The following is a 20,717-nucleotide window of genomic DNA, read 5'->3' as shown; positions in this document are numbered from 1 at the left end:
CTACGGGCTCTCCTGGACGCTTGTTCATATTATGGAGACCGCACCAGGTGTGCAGGAAGCGGTCTGTCCGGGTGATGTCGAAAATGAATGGACTGAAATCCTGAACTCTCGTGTTCTCTGCGCAGGAGAAAGGCGTGAAGCGATGGAAAAATGAGTGGACCAGCCGGGCTCTGCGGATCGTTCTACTTGTTTACCGCCCGGCTGATGGAATCGTAAGGGAGGGGTGTCCGGAACATCCTGTGATCTGATCCCGCGGGCGTCCCGGGTGAGGTGATCGCGCTTTCGATGCCGCTGGTAGATTCGACCGGTGAGCGAGCAGCGGGCCGGTGGTATCAAGCTGTCATCTGCTGAGATCGAGGCCCTGGGTGTCAGGTGGTCATCGTGCTGGACTCCCGGTCAGGTCGCTCAGCACCTGACCGGGGTGACCGTGCCCTGGTGCGTGGCCGCCGGCTGGGCGCTGGACCTGTTCCGCGGCACACAGACCCGTGCGCACGGGGACCTCGAGATCGCGGTCCCCGCCGGGGATTTCCCCGAGATCCGCGACCGCTTTCCCGGATACGCCTTCGACGCGGTCGACAGCGGCTGGATCTGGGAGAACGCCACACCGGACGTGTTGGCCGTCACCCACCAGACCTGGCTGCGCGATCGCACCACCGGCGACTACCTGCTGGACGTGTTCCGCGAACCCCACGACGGCGACACCTGGATCTGCCGGCACGACCCGACGATCCGTTTCGCCTACGACGAGATCATCCAGCACACCCCGGATGGCATTCCGTACCTGGCACCCGAACTGGTCCTGCTGTTCAAGGCCAGGCACGCCCGCCCCAAGGACCAGGCGGACTTCGAGGAAACCATCCCGTACCTGACGTCGGCCCAGCACCGTACCCTGGCCCGGCTTCTCGCCGAGGTGCACCCAGGACACCGCTGGCTAGCGAACCTGTAACTCCCGTTCCCTCACCTCCGCTCCGTGCCGAGCGTGGGGAACGGAAGGTCGAGGTTCGGTTGTGGTCACGCCCTCGGATGGGGAAGTAGTTCGGTCGGGTGCCTGCTTAGGTCGACCTGAGTCTGTTGTGAGTCAATAGCGGTACCGGTGGTTCGGCGTCCCTATTGTCTGTCCTGTGCTGATCTGCGGGCCGGGGGCCGGCGGGTGGGGCCTGCCAGCGCCGCTGGTGGTGCCCGCCACGGCGGGGGTCCGTGTGGTCGGCGTGACGGGACCGGCCCGCGCGACCTGGCCTGGCGCGATCTGGGGCTCAGGAGAACTGGGGACCAGACGATGAAGGAAACCACCGCACCCCCTGCGGGTGACGTCCATTACCACCATCTGGACGCGCTGCGCGGCATGTTCATGCTCGTCGGGGTCTTCGTACACGTCTCGACGCTGGGGCATGACCGCGTGTTCCGCGGCATCGCCTATGCCTCCGGGCTGTTCCGGATGCAGGGCTTCTATCTCATCTCCGGTTTTCTGTCGGCGATGCTGATCGGCAAGTACGGGGCGGCGCGTACCGTGCGGCGGCGGGTGGCCGCGGTGGGGGCGCCGCTGGTCTCCACACTGGTGCTGTTCAACCCGGCGACGCTGTGGCTGACCTACAACTTCCACAACGATCCGAACGTCTCGTTCCCGGGTTTTCTCCGTGGGCAGACCATCCCGCATCCGCAGGGCGAACTGCACTGGACGCTGCACCTGTGGTTCCTCATCGTGCTGCTCGTCTACGTGCTGTGCACGCCGGCGGTGGTCGTGATCCTCTCCCGTGTCGTGCCAACGGCGGCGTTCCGGCAGGCGACGGCGGGGCGGCTGCGCACGATGACGACGATCGTCATGGCGATGCTGGTGTTCACCATCGTGCTGCGTGGGGGGCGCCGGGCCGTCATCGAGCCGGTGCTGGGCACCGGGACCGTCGGCGAACTCGCCCGGTTCACCCTCGAGTTCCTGCCCTACTACTGCCTCGGGGTGCTTCTCTACCTGGACCGGACGCGGCTGCTGGCCCATTTCCAGCGGCCCGCGCCGGTGCTGCTCGCGGTGTCCGGCCTGGCGCTGCTCGCCGGTGACCGTGGGTGGGTGGCGCAGTTGGGGACGGGCACCGGGCTGGTGCTGACCGACACGGTGTTCTCGATCGCGCTGGTCGCCACGATGTTCGCCGTCGGCGCCTGGCTCGTCCCGGGGCCGCATCCGGCCGCCCGCTATCTGGCCGACGCCTCCTACACCGTCTACCTGTTCCACTTCTTCTTCATCTACGTCCTGGCGACGTTGTTCGGGTTCGACACGTCGCTGCACTGGCCGACGATGCTGCTGCTCGCACTGCTGACCATCGCGGTGACACTCGCCATCCACCAGTTCCTCATTCTGCGGTCGGCGTTCCTGCGCAAGATGTTCAACGGCAAGTTCCCGGCGCGGGCCGGTGGCTCCGGGCGTGCTGCCGCTCCCGCCGCGGGCCCGGAGCATCAGGTGGCGCGGCCGGCGGCGGGGGTGGGTCACCACGCCGAGTTCGGGGACATCGAGTTCGGAGATCCGGAGAGCACCCTTCCCCTGGCCAACGGGCGTGGCGCGCTCGCGGATGCCGAACGGACCCAGCGGCTGACCTGGGTCTACCAGCCGCGGATCGCCCCCGGACAGTCCGGGAACCGGGGCTACCTGTGAGAGGTGAGGGCGCGCGGATGCCCGGGCGGGTGGTCGCGATGGTCATGCTCGCCGCGGCCATGGGGCTCGCGGCGGCGGGCTGCGGCCCGTCCGATCAGGACGGTGCCGCCACCGAAGGTCCCCCCGCCAGCGCGACGCCTGCCGCGGCGGTGACCACCGGTGCGGCGCGGCCCACGGTGGCCGTGGGGTCCGCCGGGCCTGCCGCACCCGTCGGGGTGCGGGCGGGCATCGACGGATCGGGCGGGAGCGTCTCGGTACACGCCGGCTCCGCCACGGCGGCCCACTCGGCCAGGCCGTCCGCGCCGCGCCCGGACGGTGGCGGCGACGGCACGGCCAGCCGTGGTACGGGTGCGGCGCCGGGTGGAGGGCAGGCAGCGGCCGGCGCGCCGCCAGCTCCGGTCGCCTCACCGCTGTACATCACCGGACCTCGCCATGACGCGAACAGCCCCGGGGAGAACCTGCCGCAGCGCCGGGCCCAGGCCCAGGCCAACAGCCCCACGGAGCCGCTGGTGGCGAGTGGCTCGCCGCCACCTCCGTTCGTCGCCCCGCGGTGCGGTCCGCCGCAGCGATGCATCGGCGATCCGCCCCCTACCCGGGCGTCGCCGCCCGCGCGGACCCCGCAGCAGCAGCCCACCCCGAGCCCGTCGCCTCAGAACTGACATGTCCGTCGCGCCGGAACGCGACCGACCGGTTCCCGCGTCGAGCTTTCTTCGCGATGCGGATAGCCGTTTCGGGTCGGTGCGGCGATTCGTGTTCTGGCCGCCGAGTTCGGATGAGGTAAGGTAAGGGTAACCGAACTCGCCGGAGAGAATCCGTCGGATCAGGCGGGCGGCCGGGTTCTCCGGGTCTCGCGGCGGGCGGCCGGGCCCGGCGTGGGGGGTGAACGCCGGGGCCGGCCTGGGTGCGGGTCGCCGTGAACGTGTCCCGCCCATCCCCCGGGCCGTGGGAGAGCACGGCCCGAACAAAGGCAACACCAGGAACGCCGCCACGTCGCGGTGCTGCCGACATGGCGGTCCACCAGCCGGCAGACGGGTCTGGCCGGATGGCTGTCACACCCCGGGGGTCACTTTTCGAAAGCGGCGACGAACGGGGTGTCCGCAGCGATCTTTCCGTTGGCCTTGACGAAACGGGTGGCGCCACCGGGCTCGCCGATGGGCTCGTCGCGCCCGGGCAGGACATCGCTGAAGAACGAGGCCTCGCTGTCGAGGAACTCCTGGTCCTTGGCCTTGATCCGGTCGTCGCTGAGAACCGCGCCGATCGGGCAGGAGACGGCGCAGGCGCCACAGTCGGTGCACTCGTCCGGGTGGATGTACATCTTGCGGTCACCCTCGTAGATGCAGTCCGCGGGGCAGCCCTCGAGGCAGGAGCCGTCCTTGACATCGATGCACCCGGACATGATGACGAATGCCATGGTGAATCCTCATTTCCGATCGACACGTACGGGCGATGGCCGCGTGGCCGGTCATCCCGTGGCTGGCCTACGACTTCGTTCCGGCGGGCGCCGGTCGGAGTGGGAATGCCGAACGGCGAACCCGAGAGGAATCGTAACGGCCGAGTCGGTTTCGAAACGTCGTCGCGTGTGAATGTCAGGTTAACAAGACGGCGACGGGAGAATAGTTTTCGGCGGGCACTGGGAAATCGCCAGGGAGAAGGAAAAGGAAAACGGCGAGGATATCTGTCGGGACAGGTTTATCCTCGTCGTTTTCCTGGCTACGCCTGGTCGAGGGTGGCGACGTCGATGACGAAGCGGAAGCGCACGTCGCTGCGTACGACCCGGTCGTAGGCCGCGCCGACCTCGTCCGCGCCGATCACCTCGACCTCCGCGCCGAGCTGGTGTTCGCCGCAGAAGTCGAGCATCTCCTGGGTCTCGCGGATACCGCCGATGTTCGAACCGGTGAGAGTACGCCGTCCGACGATGAGGGAGAGGAGGTTCAACGAGCTCGGTTCGCTGGGCACGCCGACGTTGACCAGCGCACCGTCCAGGCGCAGCAGACCCAGGTAGGCGTCCAGGGGCAGAGACGCCGAGACGATGTTGAGGATCAGGTCGAACGAGCCGCGCAACGTCGTGAACGTGCTCTCGTCACTGGTGGCGTGGAAGTGGTCGGCGCCGAGGCGAAGACCGTCCTTCTCCTTCGCGAGGCTCTGGCTGAGCACGGTGACCTCGGCGCCGAGGGCGTGGGCGATCCGGACGCCCATGTGCCCGAGCCCGCCCAGCCCGACGATGGCGACCCGCCGGCCCGGGCCGGCCTGCCAGCGCCGTAGCGGCGAGTAGACGGTGATCCCCGCGCACAGCAGCGGCGCCGCGGCCGCGAAGTCGATCCCCTCGGGGATGCGCACGACGTAGTTCTCGTCGACGACGATCTGCTGCGAGTACCCGCCGTAGGTGGTCTCGCCGTCCTGGTCACGTCCGTTGTAGGTGAGCACCATGCCCCGCTGGCAGTACTGCTGTTCGCCGGCGAGGCACGGCTCGCACGCGCGGCAGGAGTCGACGAAGCAGCCGACTCCCACCCGGTCCCCGACGCGGTACCTGCTCACCCCGGACCCGACCGCGGTGACCACACCGGCGATCTCGTGCCCGGGCACCATCGGGAACCTGCTGGACCCCCACTCCTGGCGCACCTGGTGGATGTCGCTGTGACAGATCCCGGCGAAGCGGATGTCGATGCGGACGTCGTGCTCGCGCGGCGCGCGACGGGCGATGGTGGCCCGTTCGAACCCCGCGCCCGGGGTGCGCACGAGCAGGGCCGCGCTGGTGGTCGCCGCACTGGTTGTCATGAGATCTCCCTCGTGTCCGAGTCCCCATTGTCCGAGGCCGGTCCGATCGAGCGCGGGCGCCCACAGCCGCGCCACCCCCCACCGTCCACCGGCCGGCGGGAACCGGCCAGCGGGAACCGGCGGTCCGCCGGCAGCGGCCAGCGGTCGGGGATGGCCGCCCATGTGGGGGGTGGGATGAGCCGGGGCGGCATCACCCGGACGGGCCGGTAGACGCCGACCGGCCGCTGTGATTCCGGTCCGTCGGTCGAAGCGGCCGGCCGACGCGGGGTATAGGACGACGTCGGTCGCCGTGGCTCTCCTGCGCGGAAACGGGCCGGGAAATGCCGGAGAAGGCCCGCGGCCGCCGCTGGCGGGGGCCTTTTCGTGCCTCGGTTGGAATGTGGTTCTTCTCCCGCGTCCGCGACGCATCGAAATGGCGGTATGGCCTGCCCGGGTAACAGCACACCGAACCGGTGGCAGGTTCGCGATAGGAACGATCCGACGGGCGGCGGCCGCCCGCTCATGTCGGCCGTACGGAGGACATGTGGATGCGCGCGACGAGGATGTCCAGGCGTCGCAGGACCAGGCCCTCGACGTGCAGGGACCGCCGAGCGGGCTGACCACCCGACCCGCGCCGCTACGACCGCACGACCCGCGGCTGCTGGGTGAGTACCGGATTCTTGGCCGGCTGGGCGAAGGCGGCATGGGCGCGGTGTTCCTTGGCCGCGGACGGGATACCGGGCTCGTGGCCATCAAGGTGATCCGAACGGAGATCACGCGCATTCCCCGTTACCGGGAAAGGTTCTGCCGGGAGGCCGCGGCGGCCAGTCAGGTGGCGAACCGCTGCACCGCCGCGGTTCTTGACGTCGCCCGCGACGCGTCCGGCGCGCTGTACCTGGTCAGCGAGTTCGTCGACGGACCGACCCTGGCCCAGGCGGTCGCCGCGCGCGGCCCACTGGGAGCGGTCGAGGTCGAGCGGATCGCCATCGGTGTGGCCGCGGCGCTGAGCGCCATGCACAGCGCGGGACTGGTCCACCGCGACCTGAGCCCCGCCAACGTGCTGCTGTCCCCGCTGGGACCCCGAGTGATCGACTTCGGCCTGGCCCGGGTGTCGGACGACGCGCCGCGGGGCCCGCGGGGCCGGATCGCCGGCACACCGGCGTTCATGTCCCCCGAACAGGCCAGCGGCCACCGGGTCCGCAGCGCCACCGACATCTTCGCCTGGGGCGCGCTGGTCGTGTTCGCCGCCACCGGTGAACCGCCCTTCGGCAACGGGACGGCCGCCCAGCAGATGCGCCGCCTCCAGTGCGACGACCCCGACTTCGACCGCGTCGACACCGCGCTGGGCGCCGCGGCGCTGGCCACGATCGTCCGCGTCGCGATGCGCCGGGAGTCCGCCGCCCGTCCCAGCGCCGACGACCTGCTGCGGCACCTGGTCCGATCCGAGGACGCGCTTGCCGCGGTGGGACCGGCCCCCGCCACCGCCTCATCCGCGGCCACGGCTTCGCACTCCGCCCCGGACGCGGTGGCGGGGCTGGTGAGCGTGATCGAGATGCCGGTCGTGTGCAGGACGACACCGGTGACGCCCACGACCCTGCCGGACGTTTCCTCCGTCCTGGTCGCCGCCCCGCGCCGTGGTGGTGACGAGGAGGTTCCCGCCCCTCCCATCGCTACATCGGACGCCTCGGACGCCTCGGACGCCTCGGAGGCATCGGACGCCTCGAACAGATCGGGGGCGACGGAGGCGAACCTCGCTCCCGCGGGCATGCCCGCACCGCGGGTGCCGACCGTAACCGCGGCGCACCACCGCGGCCCTCTCGGTGCGCCACATCAGCTGGGCCGCTGCCCGGCCGGTCCAGGGGGCGGACCAGCCGGACGCGGCCCGTTCACCTTCGTCGCCCGTCTGGCGGCCCAGGCCCGCAGGGGCGCCGACGGGCGGGCCGTCACCTTCGATCACCGGGTCGTGTTCCTGCCCCGCTCCCGTCTCGTGCGCGCCACCCGGTCGGTCCAGGGGGCCGATGCCCCGCAGCCAGGCCCACCCGCGCCCGGGGCGGGATCGACCATGCCGTCCCCGGTGGCGACCGGTCCGCTCTCGTCGCCGGCTCTCGACGGCGTTGTCCCGGCGCCGAGGCCGACACGGGCCCGCGAGTGGAACGGGCCGCCGACCGCGGTCCTGCTCGAACCACTGATCGATCCTCGACGCGCCGAGCGGTCCGAGCGGTCCGAGCGGTCCGAGCGCGGCAGCGGTCGGGCGGGTCGCACGTGGCGGCTTCCGGTCATCGTCGCGCTGGCGATGCTGGCCGCGGCGGTGATCGCGGTGTTGATCGTGGTGCTGGCGCACCTGCGTCCGCACTCCGGAGCGGACCGGGCGACGGCGACGGCGATGGGACCAGGTTCGGTGCCCTCTGGCCAGCACGGGCCAGGTGGGCCCGCCAGCACGGTCGCATCCACCGCACCGACTGCTCCTGCCCCCAGCCGCGCGGACGGCCGCACCGCCACCCCCGCTGCGACCACCGGCCTCGACCGCCAGGTAGCCGCCACCCCGACGCACGCCGAGCACGCCACGCCCACCCCCTCGGCCAGTCCCACGCTGGGCACACGCTCCGCACCGTCCACTGACCAGCGCACCTCGGATGACCGCACCCAGACGGCCGGCGGCCCCGGCACCGCCACCGGCCCCGGTACCTCCACCGGCTCCGGCACCACCGGCGGCACCAGCCCGGCCACCGGCGGCTCCGGCACGGGCGCCGTCATGGTCGCGGATGTGCGGGGCCGTGATGTCGCGAGTGCCGAGTCGACCCTGCGCGCCGCGGGGTTGGGGACCGCGCGCCGCATCGCCCGCACGGACCAGGTCCTCCCGGGCACCGTTCTCGATCAGTCGCCGTCCGCTGGCCTGGTCGCGCCAGGCACCGTCGTCACCCTCCTGGTCGCTGCCGCGCCCGGCTGACCGGGTGGTGCGCCACGGCGGGCTGGTCCCTCACGGTCGGCTGATCGCCGAGGGACCGGGCGCTGACGGCCGCGGGTGTGTGCCGTTCGCCTCACCGGATCGCGCTGGGTCCGCCAAGGCGCACCGCTCATTCTGATCTGTCCTGAGTTCCTCCCGCGTGATCGGTCCGGGAGCGCCGCCCGCGGTGGCGGCCTCGGACTCGCTCCCGCGTCGAGGACAGGTGGGTGGGAGGCCGCCGTGCGCCGCCCAAAGGTGGCGGCTTTTCATCACTTTTGTCGAATCCCTGTCAGGTGGGGAGCGCTGGCCGTGCCGGCGACGCCGTGTCCGTCTCGTCCGATCGGCGGGTGCGGCGAGCGCGCCAGCCTGGCGCGATGGCTGGGGGAGAGGGGCGCGCGGCGTGCGGTGGTGCTCACCGGTGGCAGAAGGTGTGACGCGGGCGGATGGGAGGACGCGGCGGGAGTGTGGGGGCGGTATGGGTGAGCGGGGGGCCGAGGTGCGTTTCGGCGAGTTCCCAAGACGTCCAAGGGTGATGGGGTGCGAGCGCGTAGGCGGGATGGGGGCCGTGAGAAGGCGACCGGTGCGGTGACGGCGATACGGACGGGTGATGGGGGGTGCCGGTCCGTGTGCTTCATCCGGGCGTGTCACGAGGGCCGGGCAGCAACGGTCGGGAACAGTGCGAAGAAATGCCGGAACCAGCACATTTTGTTAGCATGCCGCTACCCGGGGGGGAGACTGCGGTGGGAGGGGAGCTCGCTTGGACGACCTGGATCGCGCCCTGTTGCGCCTGTTGCAGGAAAACGGCCGAAGAACCAACCGGGATCTCGCTCTGGCGACCCGGGTGGTGCCGTCCACGTCGCTGCAACGTGTGCGTTCGCTGATCGAGCGCGGCATCATCAGTGGATTTCGCGCTGAGCTCGACCTGGCTGCCATCGGGCGGCCGGTGCAGGCACTTGTCTCGGTTCGGGTTCGACCCTCGTCACGTGCGACGATGGACGAATTCCGGACCTGGGCCAGTGGGCTGCTGGAAACGGTCAGTGTGTTTACCACGGCGGGTGCCGCCGATTTTCTGCTGCACGTCGCCGTGCCTGATGTGGAAGGGCTGTACGGACTCGTTGTCGATCGGATCACCGAACGGCCCGAAGTGAACGACGTGCAGACGAGTCTTGTTTTCGATCATCATCGCACGTCCGCCTTGGAACCGGTGTATCCGGCCGAATAACCGCCGGGTCGATCGCCTGACCGATCGGTCGATCGCCTGATCGACCGATCGGTTGGCCCACGGATCAGCCGTCCGTTGGGATGGCCGGCCGTCGGTCCGGGGGACAGGTCGGTCGGCCACGGTCTGGTCGGCGGGTTCGCCGGCTGGACGTTCGGCCGGTGCGTTGATCTGCGCATGGACCGGGATTCTCGTGTGTGGTGGGGGCGCACTACGCTGCTGGCGTGACCTCGCGGACGCGGATCGGCTTCGATGCCGACGTGCTGCTCGCGGCCGCGACCGCGGCTGCCACCGCTCCGACCGCTGCCACCGCTCCGACCGCTCCGATCGGGCGTGGTGACGGTGCTCGTGGTGGCGCTGCTCGGGGCACCGGTGGCGGGGCCGGCACCGCTCCGCGCCGGGAACTGGCCCGTGCCTACCGTGAGTTGTCGGAGCGCTATCGCGGCGGATCGGACACTCCCGAGGACGCGAGGCTGACCGACGGCCATGTTCGGGCCTATCTCGCCGCCCGACTGCCGGCGACACTCGCGGTCAGCCGGGTGGTGCTGGCCGAACTCGCCGACCGGCGACCGCACTGGCAGCCGCACAGCCTGCTCGACCTGGGCGCCGGGCCGGGCCCCGCGACCTGGGCGGCACTCGAGGTGTTCGGGGAGATCACCGGCGTCGACCTGGTCGAACGTTCGGCCCGGATGATCGCCGCGGGTCGCGGCCTGGCGCGGCTGGGCGCCCCCGGGCCGCTGCGCACCGGGGCGCGTTGGCACCACACCACGGCGCAGGTGCCGCCGGTCGGCGTCGCCGCGGATCTCACGGTCGCGTCCTATCTGCTGGGTGAGCTGCCCGCCGCCACCCGCGGTCCGGCCGTCGCCGCCTGGTGGCGGGCCACCACGGGTGCACTGGTCATCGTCGACACCGGAACACCCGACGGCTATGCCCGCATCCTCGCCGCCCGCTCGGCGCTGCTCGCCGACGGTGCGACGATCACCGCGCCGTGCCCGTCCGACGGGGCCTGCCCACTGCCGGACGGTGACTGGTGCCACTTCGCCCGCCGGGTCGAGCGCAGTGCCGTGCACCGGGCGCTCAAGGACGCCGAACGCGGCCACGAGGACGAGAAGTTCGCCTATCTGATCGCCTCCCGCGGCCAGCCGGCGCACGCCCCCGGCCGGCTGCTGCGCGCACCGCGGGCGCACGCCGGGCACATCCGACTCGCCCTGTGTGTCCCGGAGGGACAGCGGGAGGCCGTCGTCGCCCGTAGCCGCCGCGACGCCTACGCCTGGGCCCGCCGCGCCCGCTGGGGCGACCCCGCCCCCGGATCGGTCACCGACCCGGCCGCCCCCACCGACCCGGCCGCCGGGGGACAGGCACCCCGGACCGTCTAGATCATCGCTGGCCCGATCGGACTAGCGCATCCCGCGGCCGTCGGACATCCATGGCACCGACCAGCGTGGACATGGTCGCAACGAGCGGCACCATTGAGGGACACCCCGGTACAAGCGGCAGTTATCTCCCAACTACGCTGTGATCGCATTCCGGGCAGGGACAGGCTGGTTCGGGAGAATCCCGCACCGGCCGTGCCGGGGAGACGGGGGAGATGCGGGCATCCTCACTCGCGTCGGGGTCGGCACCACCGACTCCGAGACCAACATCGACATCGACCCCACCGCCGCCGCCGCGGCCGGCCGGCGACCGTCGGCGGGGCGTCTCGGCGACAGCCGGGGCGGTGAGGGCACTGGCCAGCAGATGGCCGTGGTCGCCGGCGGCGGGCCTGGTGGCGCTGCTGTGCGTGGCGTCGTTCACCGCGAGCCTGGTGCTGCAGTCGACGCTGCTGCGGTACGGCTCCGGCGACGCCGACGAAGCCGCCTACGTGCTGCAGGCCAGGATGCTGGCGCACGGCCGGCTCACCCTGGACGCCGCCACGATGGAGCCGTTCTTTCGCCCGTGGCTGACCGGCGAGCGCGACGGCCACCTGTTCACCAAGTACCTGCCGGGCTGGCCGGCGCTGCTGGCCCTGTCCCAGCTGCTGTTCGGCACCATGATCGTCGCACCGGCCGCGGTCGCCGCCGGCTGGGTCGCCAGCACCTACCTGCTGGCCCGTGAACTGCTCGACGACACGGCCAGCGCCGCGCTGGCAGCCGGGATACTCGCGGCGAGCCCGCTGGTGCTGCTGCACACGGCGCTGCCCCTGGCCTACGCCTGCGGTGCCGCGACGCTGACCGCCGCCGCGGCCGGGTTGCTGCGCGGGGCGCGCACCGGCAGCCGGGGCGCGCTGGTCGCCGGGGGCGCCGCGGCCGGGTTCGCGTTGCTGCTGCGCCCCTACGACGCGGTTCTGGTGCTCGCCGCGGTGGTGGTGTTCGCGCTGGTCCGGCTGCGTCGAACGCCCCGGGTGGCGGTGCGGCGCACCGGCTGGGCGCTGCTCGGCGTCGCACCGTTCGTCGTGCTCCTGCTCGCCTACTGCGCCTGGGTGACGGGGTCACCGGTGCGGATGCCGCTGTCGGCCTCCGACCCGCTGGACCGGTTCGGTTTCGGCCCTCGGCGCATCCTGCCGAGCGAGCCGACGTTCGCCTACGGGCGGCGCCTGGCGGTGCGGGCCACCTGGCAGACACTCACCGCCGCGCCCGGCTGGCTGTTCGGCGGACCGCTGCTGGTGGCGTCCGCCGCCGTCGGGGTGCTCGTGCGGCCGCGGCGGGCGCAGCGCCTGCTGCTGGTCGCGATGGCCGCGCTGGTCGTCGCCGGCTACCTGTTCTGGTGGGGGACGGCGTTCGCACTGCCGGGCGTCCGCGACGGTATCGGCCCGCACTACCATCTCGGCGCGGTCACCCCGGTGGTCATCCTCGCCGCGGACGGGGCCCGCCGGCTGTGGGCGCTGGCGGCCCGCGCCCTGGCCCGTGTCCTGAGCGCCTCGCCCGTGCGGCGGATACCCCCGGCCTGGCGCGGGATGCCGCTGGCCCGAACGGGGCAGACGCTGATCGCGGTGGGCACGGTGGCGGTGGCCGTCCTGCTGACGCTGGGGCCGCTTCCCCCGAAGCTTGCCGGCCAGCGCTGGGTCAACGACCACGACGCGCTGCTGCGCGCACTGCTGCCCGAGCGGTTTCCCGGGCCCGCCGTCGTCGTGGTCACCCCGGACCGGCCCAGCCGCTACACGCAGGTGCCCTACCACGTTCTGCGCAACGACCCGGGGCTGCACGACCGGGTCCTGTACGCCGCCGACCTCGGTCCGCGCACCGCCACCCTCGGCGACCGGATGCCCGGACGCGACCTCTACCGGCTGCGGCCGGCGGAGATCGTCGACCCGGCGGCGTTCGCCAGCTACGTCGGCTCCTTCACCGCCCTGCGCCAGATTCACGGTGGACGACTGCGCCTGGACGTCACGCTGCCCCCGACCGGACCAGCCCTGCCCCGACCGGGCCAGCCGGGCCAGCCGGGCCAACCAGGCCAACCAGGCCAACCAGGTCAACCAGGTCAACCGAGCCAACCAGGCCAGCCGGGTGCGTCGGTGTACGTGCGGGTGGGATCGACGGCGGCGGGGACCCGCGACACCGTCGTGCACGCGGGCCACGGCGCGGCCCCGGTGCTGTCGGTGGTGCTCACCACCGGCCCGGCCGGCCCCGGGGAGATCAGGGTGGACGACGGCCTGCCCCTGGACGTCGTCGTCGGGCTCAGCGTGCCCGGCCCCGACGGCACGGCAGCCTGGGAGGAGCGTCTCCCGCTGGCCCGCCGCGCCGGCACCGGTGCGCTGAGCATGCTCGCTCCCGGAACGGGCTGGCGCTGGGTGCCCCCACGGGCGAAGGAGGGTTGGCTGCCCGCGCGGGTGGCCCAGGCCCTCACCGTCTCCGTCACCGCGGTGGCATCCGACATCCCCTGAACGAGCCATGGGCACGATCACCCCTTGCGGCCGGTTTCGCGGTGATCGGCGTCACTGGAGGCACCACCAACGGTGGGCCAGAGCACACCGCGCGGCCTGGCCGGCCCGGGTGGTGGTCGGCGGCGGCGGGTGGGCGTCGGCCCCGGACCCGCGGTTGTCCGGCTCCGGCGGGGCCTGCCGGTCCGCCACGGACATCCGCGATGAGCTGCGGCGCGGCAGCTTGTCCGGGACGGCGTGCCCGCACCTGGCGCCGCCCGGCGAGGGGCCGCCGCGCAGGCCGCAACGGCCGCGGCTGGGACCGGTGGGCCTCCTGCACCGGGACCCTCGGACTGTCTACGGCCCAGCCCATAGGGGCCCATACCCGGTGAAAACGGGACTGATCCCCGCCTAACGTTGATCGTTGTGCGGGTTCTTCGGGCGGCTACGGCCGCGATCGTGATTGTTGCCGGACTGCTGTCCGCCGGGTGCGCCGCGGACACGGGCGGGCCGCTCTCCGAGCGCGCCCTGCCGGCGAACCGGGTCGCGGCCACCGCGGCCGAACCCATGTCGTCTCCCGAACCCGCCGACGCCGCCACCCACGTCGACGCGTCCACCCCGGCCGCGGCGGCGGACAGGACCACCTCGACCGCCGCGGCGACACCCGACCGGGCCACGGCGCAGGACCAGCCCCGGTCGGCCAGCCGGCCCTGGTCGGTCGGCGAGTCCCAGCCGGCCGGCGCCTCTGGGCCAGCTGGCGAGTCCGGGCCGGCCGACGGGTCGGGGTCGGGCGGGTCGGTGCACACGCCGATCGCCGCCAGGCAAGGGCCGGAGGCCACCGAACCCGGCGCGGTCACGACGCCGGCGGGAGCGCCGTCGCCCGGCGGTCCCACGATGCCCGGCGGATACGTCGGCGCAGGCACGGCCAGCGGCCCGCAGGGGACCGGGGCTACCGGGACGCCGGTGCCGTCCCCGGCGGCGCCGTCCCCGGCACCGGCACCGGCGAACTGTGGGTCGACCAGGGTGCGCACCGTCGAGGACGCGCTGCGCCTGGTGACCGAACCGGCGGGTTGCCCGGGTGGCGTCAACACCTTCTGGCAGGAGCAGCTCGGGAAGGCGTGGACCACCCCGAAGATCATCTCCTATCACAACGGGCAGGCCCCGGACGACGAGTGCGGCCGGCAGGCCGACCCGGACCAGTTCGCCGACAACGCCCTCTACTGCACGCTGGACGACACCGTCGCCTACAGCATCGAGTTCATGAACGACCTGGCGGGCGCCGGCGGCCCCAGCTACCCGCTGTTCGTGCTGATGCACGAACTGTCCCACCGCGGCGACCGGATCGGGAAGAACCTCGGGGTCGTCCCCCGGGCGGAGGAGAACCAGGCCGACTGCTTCGCCGGCCGACAGACCGCCGCCGCGCGCGAGGCCGGGCTGCTCGAGATGTCGGACGCGCTCAGCGGCGCGATGCTGTTCTTCTCCCTGGGTGACACCCGCGGCGGCTGGTTCAACCAGGAGCCGGCGACCGCCCCCGACGCGCACGGCAGCCCCACCCAACGCGCCCAGGCGTTCAGCTCCGGCTATCTGCGCGACAACGCCGCCTGCCTGCGGATCGGCCAGTCCGAGACCGGCGACGTCTGACCCGCACCTGACGGCACAACGGAGCGGGCCCCGCCCCCGGCCGTCCGCACTGGCGGACGGTTCGGGGGACGGGGCCCGGTCATGACGCGAGCGTGCGACCCGTGGGTCAGGGAGCCTGGAAACCGGCCTTGGTCAGCACCGCCTGCGCGGTGGGCGAGGTGATGTAGGTCACGAACGCCGTGGCGCCCGCGGCGTTCCTGCCGCCCTTGAGCGTGGTGATCGGGTAGTCGTTGATCGCCTTCGCCGACTCGGGGAACTCGATGCCCTTCACCTTGCCGCCCGCGGCGAGGGCGTCCGTGCGGTAGACCAGCGCGGCGTCGACCTCACCAAGGGTGACCTTGGACAGGGCGGCCTTCACGTCCTGCTCGAGGGTGACCGGAGTGATGGTGACTCCGGCGGCGGTCAGGGCCTTCTTCGCGGCCGCGCCACAGGGCACCGCATCCGCGCACAGGGCGACCTTCACCCCGGGCTTGACCAGGTCAGGCAGGTCGGTGATGCCCTTGGGGTTGGCCGCCGGCACCGCGATGACCAGCTGGTTGCGCACGAAGACCTTCGGCGCCGCGGTGTTCTGCCCGGCGTCGGTGACGGTCTTCATGGTGGCCGCGCTCGCCGCGGCGAACACGTCCGCCGGAGCACCGGCGTTGATCTGCGTGGCCAGCGTCGAGCTGCCACCGAAGGAGAACTTCACGGTGGAGCCGGGGTTGGCGGTCTCGAACTGCTTGCCGAGCTCGGTGAACGTCCCGGTCAGCGACGCCGCCGCGAACACCGTCACGGTGCCGGTGACGCCACTGGAAGAGGCGCTGGCCGACGGCGTCGTGGTGGCCGCCGTCGCTCCGTCACTGCCGCTGCTGCCGCACCCGGCGACCAGAAGGCCGGCGCTGGCCATGACCGCGAACGCCGTCCTCATCCTGCTGAATCTCACGTGGTCCCGTTCCTTCGCCCATGACGGATCGCCCCCACCCCAGGGCGCGGTCGACCGTCGCACTGAAAAAATCCATGGTCTGTGGACGGTCGGCCGGCCCGAACCCGCTCAGGATGACGGGCACCCCGAGGCGTTCGAGTCGGTCCACGGCGACACCGTCGTCACCCCGATCGCCGGCCCGACCGACAGTCGTCGGCCGGCTCCCCCCGCTCGCATCTGCGGATGCCCCCCTGGGTGGAGCTCCTTGGATACGAAACTTGTCGCATGATAGTGCCGCATCTGAGTAACCGAAAGGTGGGGGTGTCGTGACGCGTCCGTCGACGCGTACCGCCGGGGGCCCGAGTGACCTGGACCGACGGCCGCGGCGGACGGTCCGTGACGCATTCGCCAGGACCGGCGAACAGTGCACGGCGGATCGCGCCTGGCCCGGCACCTACCATGTCGAGATGGCCGCGGTGAACAGTGAGCAGCGCACCGGGCAGCGGGCGCCGGGCTGGTGGGGCAGTGACAGCGCGCTGCTGGACGACGAGGAGGCCCGCCGGCGCCTGGTCGAGGCCACCCTGCGCTGCCTGGTGCAACGCCGCGACGGCCGTATCCGGGTGGAGGAGGTCGCCCTGGAGGCCGGCGTGTCCCGCTCGACGGTCTACCGCTACTTCCGCGGCCGCGACGACCTCATCCTCGCCGTCCTGCTCGGCCGGATCGAGACCACGATGGCCACCGTGCTGGGGTGTCTGCCGCGGCGTGACGACGCGTCGGACTCCCTGTGCGAGATCTTCCTCGGCGTCGTCACGCAGATCAACAGCGATGCTCCCGACGAGGCGATCTTCGCGGAGGGCAGCCGGGTCATCGCCGAGTCCCTGCGGGAGGGCGGCGGGCCGATCGTCGACGCGGTCACCGGCCACCTCGAGCCCCACCTGCGGCGATGGCAGGCCGACGGGCAGCTCTACCCCGACCTCGACCTGCGCGAGACCGTCCTGTGGCTGATCACCGCTGGCGGCGTCGCGGCCCGGCCGCCCTGGTCCACCTGGTCGCCGGCCAGGCGACGGCGGTTCGTCGCCCAGCACGTCATCCGCGCCCTCGTCACCCCCCGCTGATCCACTGGTCCGCTGGTCCGTCCAGACGTGGGGACGCGGGGGGTGTATCCGTCCCGTGGTGCAGTTGTCGCGGCTGGTGGCGCGGCTCGGCATAGTCGGGGACACGGAACGAGTGCCACGAGCGGCACCCGCCCCACCCACGCGAAGGGACGCCGCGATGAGCCGGGACGTCGTTGTCATCACAGGAACGGGCGGGATGGGGCTTGCCATCGCCCGCCGACTCGCCTCGGGCCGCACCCTGCTGCTCGCCGACCGTAACGAGTCGGCCCTGCACGCCCTCGCGCAGGACCTCCGTGGCCAGGGCCATCAGGTCGTCACCCGGACCATCGACGTCACCGACCGCGCGTCGATGGCCGCGCTCGCCGCCACCGCCACCGACCTCGGCCGGCCCACGCATCTCGTGCACACCGCCGGGGTGTCGCCGACCCAGGGTGATCCGGCGACGATCCTACGGGTCGACCTGTACGGGGTCGCCCTGTTCCTCGACGAGTTCGAACCGGTCGTCGGCCCCGGCGCGGCCGGCCTCGTCGTCGCCAGCACCGGCGGGCACCTCATCGCGGCGCTGCCCCCCGCGCACCAGCGGGCCGTGGCCACCACCCCGAGCGACGACCTGCTCGACCTGGACGTCCTGGCGCCCGCGGCGATGCGCGACTCGGCCCGTGCCTACGCCGTCGCCAAGCAGGCGACCCTCATCCGGGTTCGCGCCGCCGCCCTGGCCTGGGGCCGCCGCGGCGCCCGACTCAACACGATCAGCCCCGGGGTCATCCTCACCCCGATGGGCGCCGCGGAACTCGCCGGCACCTGGGGCGCCAGCATGGCCGCGCTGACCGAGGCGGCCCCCGCCGGCCGGGTCGGCACCCCCGACGACGTGGCCGACGCCGCCCTGTTCCTGCTCAGCGACCAGGCCCGTTTCGTCACCGGCACCGACCTGCTGGTGGACGGCGGTAGCGTCGCCCTCGCCCAGGCCCAGGCCGGCTGACCCCCGTCCCGCCCCGCCCCGGCGACCGGCACCCGGCGACCGGCGACACGCACTACCCCGAGTGGCCGGCCGTCGCGCGTTGGACGCTCGCGACCATGTCGGGGTAGCGGCGCGTGCGCGCACCACCATCGACGCCGTACAGCGAGCCGGAGACGAACGACGACTCGTCGGAGGCGAGAAAGTACACCACGTTCGCGATCTCGTGGGCCTCGGCGTAGCGACCCAACGGCGCGTTCTCGACGAACTCGTCGACGATGCCGGGCATCTGCCAGGCCGGGGTGGTCATCGAGGTCCGCACCAGCCCGGGGGCGATCGCGTTCACCCGCACGTTGTACGGCCCGAGTTCCATCGCCGCGACCTCGGTGAGCGCCACCACCCCGGCCTTCGCCGCGCAGTAGGCGGCCACCCCCCGACCGGGCTGGACCGCGTTCAGGCTCGCGACCACCACGATCGACCCGCCGCGCCCGGCGGCCCGCAGCGCCTGCCCGCCGTGCTTGACGGTCAGGAACGTGCCGGTGAGGCTCACGTTCAGGACGCGCTGCCAGTCCGCCAGCGGATGATCGGCGACTTCGGACAGGAAGCCGATACCCGCGCTCGCGACCACGACATCCAACCCGCCGAAGGTCGCCGTGGCCCGCTCGACCGCCCCGGCCACGTCCGCCTCGACCGTGATGTCGCAGCGCACACCCACGAAGGACGCGGACCCGAGCTCCTGCTCGAGTGCGGCGAGCCCGGCCTCGTCGATGTCGGCACCGATGACCTTCCCGCCCTCGGCGACGAACCGGCGGGCGCACGCCGCCCCGATACCACTCGCCGCACCGGTCACCACCGCTGTCCAGCCACCCCGCGCAACACCCATCGCCGAATCCTCCGCTCCTTCGCGCCCATCCACCCACAGGTCGGCCTGTTTCGGGCCCCCGTCCGGACGCTAGTGGAAATCGTCCCCACTCGTTGAGCGCGCGCGGGTCCCGGTGAAAGACTTGACGCGCGGGTGGTGTGCTCGTGGGCGACGAAGGGGTGGGCATGGCGGTCTCAGGTGTGGGTGTATGGAGCGCGCAGCTGCACTACGGGGACCCGGCGCGGGCCGCGGAGGCGGCCGCCGAACTCGAACAGCTCGGCTACCACGCCCTGTGGATTCCGGACATGGGCGGCGGCACCCTGTTCGACGCCGCCGAGCGTCTGCTCGCCGCCACCAGCCGGGTGACGGTCGCCAGTGGCGTGCTCAGCCTGTGGAACTTCGAGGTCGCCGACGTCGTCCGCGGTCGCGCGGCGCTCGAAGCCGCCTACCCGGGCCGTTTCCTGCTCGGTATCGGTGTCAGTCACGCCATCGCCGTCGACCACGGTGACCCCGGCCGGTACCGACGTCCCGTCGCCGCGATGGAAGCCTTCCTGGACGCGCTCGACGCCGCCGAACCCGCGGTCCCCGCGGCCAACCGGGTCCTCGCCGCGCTGGGCCCGCGGATGCTCGGCGTCGCCGCGAAACGCTCCGCGGGCGTCCACAGCTACCTGGTCACCCCCCAGCACACCGCGGCCGCCCGCGAGGCCGTCGGCGCCGGCCCGCTGCTCCTGCCGGAGCAGACGGTGATCCTGTGCGCGGACGCCGACGAGGCCCACGAGATCGGCGGCCGGTGGCTGCGCGGCTACCTCTCCCTGCCGAACTACGCCAACAGCCTGATCCGGCTCGGTTTCACCGCCGAGGAGGTCGCCGAGGTCAGCGACCGGGTCTTCGACGCCATGATCGCCTGGGGGGACGAGGAGGCGATCGCCCGCCGCGTCCGCGAACATCGCGACGCCGGCGCCGACCACGTCACCCTGCAGGTCCTCACCGCCGACCAGCAGGCCTTCCCGCTCGCCGAATGGCGCCGCCTGGCTCCCGCCGTCGTCTGACCCGCCGTGCGCTGACCGCGGTGGCGCGGCGGCCGCCGGGTACATCGTCATCACAGGGGCCCGACCGTACGATCCGGGCATGCGGGTGCTGGTGGTCGAGGACGACGAGCGGACCGCCGCGTTGCTGCGCCGGGGCCTGATCGAGGAGGGCTACGCCGTCGACCTGGCGGCGGAGGGTCCCGAGGCGGTCTGGCGAGGCTGCGAGGTCGACTACGACGCGATCGTGCTCGACCTGATGCTGCCCGGCCTCGACGGCTTCGAGGTGTGCGCCCAGCTGCGCGCCCGGGGCCGATGGGCGCCGGTGCTCATGCTCACCGCCCGCGTCGATGTCGACGACCGCATCCGCGGTCTGGACGCCGGGGCCGACGACTATTTGCCCAAACCGTTCAGCTTCGGCGAGCTGACCGCACGGCTGCGAGCGCTGGTCCGCCGCGGCGCCGACCAGCGCCCCGTCATCCTCACCGCCGCGGCGGTGCGGCTCGACCCGGCCGCCCACCGGGTGTGGCGACACGGCGAGCCGGTGGATCTCTCGGCGAAGGAGTTCGCGCTGCTGCACCTGCTGCTGCGCCACCCCGAGCAGGTCCTCACCCGCACCTTCATCATCGACCACGTCTGGGACGACGCGTTCGACGCCACCTCGAACGTCGTCGACCAGTACGTCCGCTACCTGCGCCGCAAACTCGACGATCCGGGCGCCCCCTCGCTGGTGGAGACCATCCGCGGCGTCGGTTACCGCCTGCGCATCCCCCCGGCCACCGGCCCGAACACCCCCCCGGGCACCGCTTCGGCGTCGGGATAGGCGCG

General features: G+C 72.5%; 16 protein-coding genes. 12 read left to right on the top strand and 4 right to left on the bottom strand.

Translation table 11 applies throughout. The annotated features are described in order from the left end of the window. Positions 1–307 precede the first annotated feature (307 nt). From MXD61_RS16485 to MXD61_RS16475, 3 genes are all read left to right on the top strand, one after another. Positions 308–946, top strand: coding sequence for a nucleotidyltransferase domain-containing protein (locus MXD61_RS16485; protein WP_248814209.1), 639 nt, complete (start codon positions 308–310; stop codon positions 944–946). A 330-nt stretch (positions 947–1,276) separates the two neighbouring features. Then, a complete protein-coding gene (mdoC, locus tag MXD61_RS16480) occupies positions 1,277–2,638 on the top strand; it encodes a glucans biosynthesis protein MdoC (protein WP_248814207.1) in 1,362 nt (453 codons plus the stop codon). 17 nt (positions 2,639–2,655) lie between these two features. Next, entirely contained in the window at positions 2,656–3,297 is a 642-nt protein-coding gene (locus MXD61_RS16475; RefSeq protein WP_248814205.1) for a hypothetical protein, read from the top strand. 404 nt (positions 3,298–3,701) lie between these two features. Here the strand turns inward: MXD61_RS16475 and MXD61_RS16470 are convergent, their stop codons facing one another. Both MXD61_RS16470 and MXD61_RS16465 read right to left on the bottom strand, forming a co-directional pair. Then, positions 3,702–4,049: a ferredoxin family protein gene (locus tag MXD61_RS16470; protein ID WP_163550439.1), complete on the bottom strand. Its 348-nt coding sequence runs from the start codon at positions 4,047–4,049 to the stop codon at positions 3,702–3,704. Between the two features lie 299 nt (positions 4,050–4,348). Further along, entirely contained in the window at positions 4,349–5,413 is a 1,065-nt protein-coding gene (locus MXD61_RS16465) for an NAD(P)-dependent alcohol dehydrogenase (RefSeq protein WP_248814204.1), read from the bottom strand. A gap of 523 nt (positions 5,414–5,936) precedes the next feature. On the opposite strand from MXD61_RS16465, the gene MXD61_RS16460 reads away from it, so the two are divergent. From MXD61_RS16460 to MXD61_RS16440, 5 genes are all read left to right on the top strand, one after another. After that, complete coding sequence (locus MXD61_RS16460) at positions 5,937–8,339, top strand: serine/threonine protein kinase (RefSeq protein WP_248814202.1); 2,403 nt, start codon at positions 5,937–5,939, stop codon at positions 8,337–8,339. Between the two features lie 754 nt (positions 8,340–9,093). Further along, positions 9,094–9,558 (top strand): Lrp/AsnC family transcriptional regulator, encoded by a 465-nt coding sequence (locus tag MXD61_RS16455; protein ID WP_248814200.1) that lies wholly within the window; start codon positions 9,094–9,096, stop codon positions 9,556–9,558. Between the two features lie 221 nt (positions 9,559–9,779). Further along, positions 9,780–10,931: a small ribosomal subunit Rsm22 family protein gene (locus tag MXD61_RS16450; protein WP_248814198.1), complete on the top strand. Its 1,152-nt coding sequence runs from the start codon at positions 9,780–9,782 to the stop codon at positions 10,929–10,931. Positions 10,932–11,272: 341 nt separating this feature from the next. Then, entirely contained in the window at positions 11,273–13,414 is a 2,142-nt protein-coding gene (locus tag MXD61_RS16445; RefSeq protein ID WP_248814197.1) for a glycosyltransferase family 39 protein, read from the top strand. A 435-nt stretch (positions 13,415–13,849) separates the two neighbouring features. Further along, positions 13,850–15,031: a hypothetical protein gene (locus tag MXD61_RS16440; RefSeq protein WP_248814195.1), complete on the top strand. Its 1,182-nt coding sequence runs from the start codon at positions 13,850–13,852 to the stop codon at positions 15,029–15,031. Between the two features lie 106 nt (positions 15,032–15,137). Here MXD61_RS16440 and modA read toward each other — a convergent pair whose 3' ends face one another. Beyond that, entirely contained in the window at positions 15,138–15,938 is an 801-nt protein-coding gene (modA, locus tag MXD61_RS16435) for a molybdate ABC transporter substrate-binding protein (protein WP_248814187.1), read from the bottom strand. Between the two features lie 461 nt (positions 15,939–16,399). On the opposite strand from modA, the gene MXD61_RS16430 reads away from it, so the two are divergent. After that, positions 16,400–17,047: a TetR/AcrR family transcriptional regulator gene (locus MXD61_RS16430; protein WP_248814186.1), complete on the top strand. Its 648-nt coding sequence runs from the start codon at positions 16,400–16,402 to the stop codon at positions 17,045–17,047. A 157-nt stretch (positions 17,048–17,204) separates the two neighbouring features. After that, positions 17,205–18,026 carry an SDR family oxidoreductase gene (locus MXD61_RS16425; protein WP_248814184.1) on the top strand — a complete coding sequence of 274 codons (822 nt, stop codon included), beginning with the start codon at positions 17,205–17,207 and terminating at the stop codon, positions 18,024–18,026. 52 nt (positions 18,027–18,078) lie between these two features. Here MXD61_RS16425 and MXD61_RS16420 read toward each other — a convergent pair whose 3' ends face one another. Further along, on the bottom strand, positions 18,079–18,885 hold the full coding sequence (locus MXD61_RS16420; RefSeq protein WP_248814181.1) for an SDR family NAD(P)-dependent oxidoreductase: 807 nt from the start codon (positions 18,883–18,885) through the stop codon (positions 18,079–18,081). Positions 18,886–19,049: 164 nt separating this feature from the next. On the opposite strand from MXD61_RS16420, the gene MXD61_RS16415 reads away from it, so the two are divergent. Continuing rightward, the gene (locus MXD61_RS16415) at positions 19,050–19,913 is read left to right on the top strand and encodes a TIGR03620 family F420-dependent LLM class oxidoreductase (protein WP_248814179.1); all 864 of its coding nucleotides are present in this window, start codon (positions 19,050–19,052) and stop codon (positions 19,911–19,913) included. Positions 19,914–19,992: 79 nt separating this feature from the next. Then, positions 19,993–20,712, top strand: coding sequence for a response regulator transcription factor (locus tag MXD61_RS16410; RefSeq protein ID WP_248814176.1), 720 nt, complete (start codon positions 19,993–19,995; stop codon positions 20,710–20,712). Positions 20,713–20,717 lie beyond the last annotated feature (5 nt).

It is taken from the genome of Frankia sp. AgPm24 (genome assembly GCF_023243055.1).
GTDB classification, from domain to species: domain Bacteria; phylum Actinomycetota; class Actinomycetes; order Frankiales; family Frankiaceae; genus Frankia; species Frankia umida.
This window is presented reverse-complemented; position numbering and strand designations above follow the sequence as displayed.

Bases quoted from the DNA above. Each gene is read 5' to 3' on its own strand.
- MXD61_RS16465 (WP_248814204.1), bottom strand. From the start codon at position 5,413: ATGACAACCAGTGCGGCGACCACCAGCGCGGCCCTGCTCGTGCGCACC.
- MXD61_RS16415 (WP_248814179.1), top strand. From the start codon at position 19,050: ATGGCGGTCTCAGGTGTGGGTGTATGGAGCGCGCAGCTGCACTACGGG.
- MXD61_RS16470 (WP_163550439.1), bottom strand. From the start codon at position 4,049: ATGGCATTCGTCATCATGTCCGGGTGCATCGATGTCAAGGACGGCTCC.
- MXD61_RS16410 (WP_248814176.1), top strand. From the start codon at position 19,993: ATGCGGGTGCTGGTGGTCGAGGACGACGAGCGGACCGCCGCGTTGCTG.
- MXD61_RS16420 (WP_248814181.1), bottom strand. From the start codon at position 18,885: ATGGGTGTTGCGCGGGGTGGCTGGACAGCGGTGGTGACCGGTGCGGCG.
- mdoC (WP_248814207.1), top strand. From the start codon at position 1,277: ATGAAGGAAACCACCGCACCCCCTGCGGGTGACGTCCATTACCACCAT.
- MXD61_RS16475 (WP_248814205.1), top strand. From the start codon at position 2,656: ATGCCCGGGCGGGTGGTCGCGATGGTCATGCTCGCCGCGGCCATGGGG.
- MXD61_RS16425 (WP_248814184.1), top strand. From the start codon at position 17,205: ATGAGCCGGGACGTCGTTGTCATCACAGGAACGGGCGGGATGGGGCTT.
- MXD61_RS16430 (WP_248814186.1), top strand. From the start codon at position 16,400: ATGGCCGCGGTGAACAGTGAGCAGCGCACCGGGCAGCGGGCGCCGGGC.
- modA (WP_248814187.1), bottom strand. From the start codon at position 15,938: ATGAGGACGGCGTTCGCGGTCATGGCCAGCGCCGGCCTTCTGGTCGCC.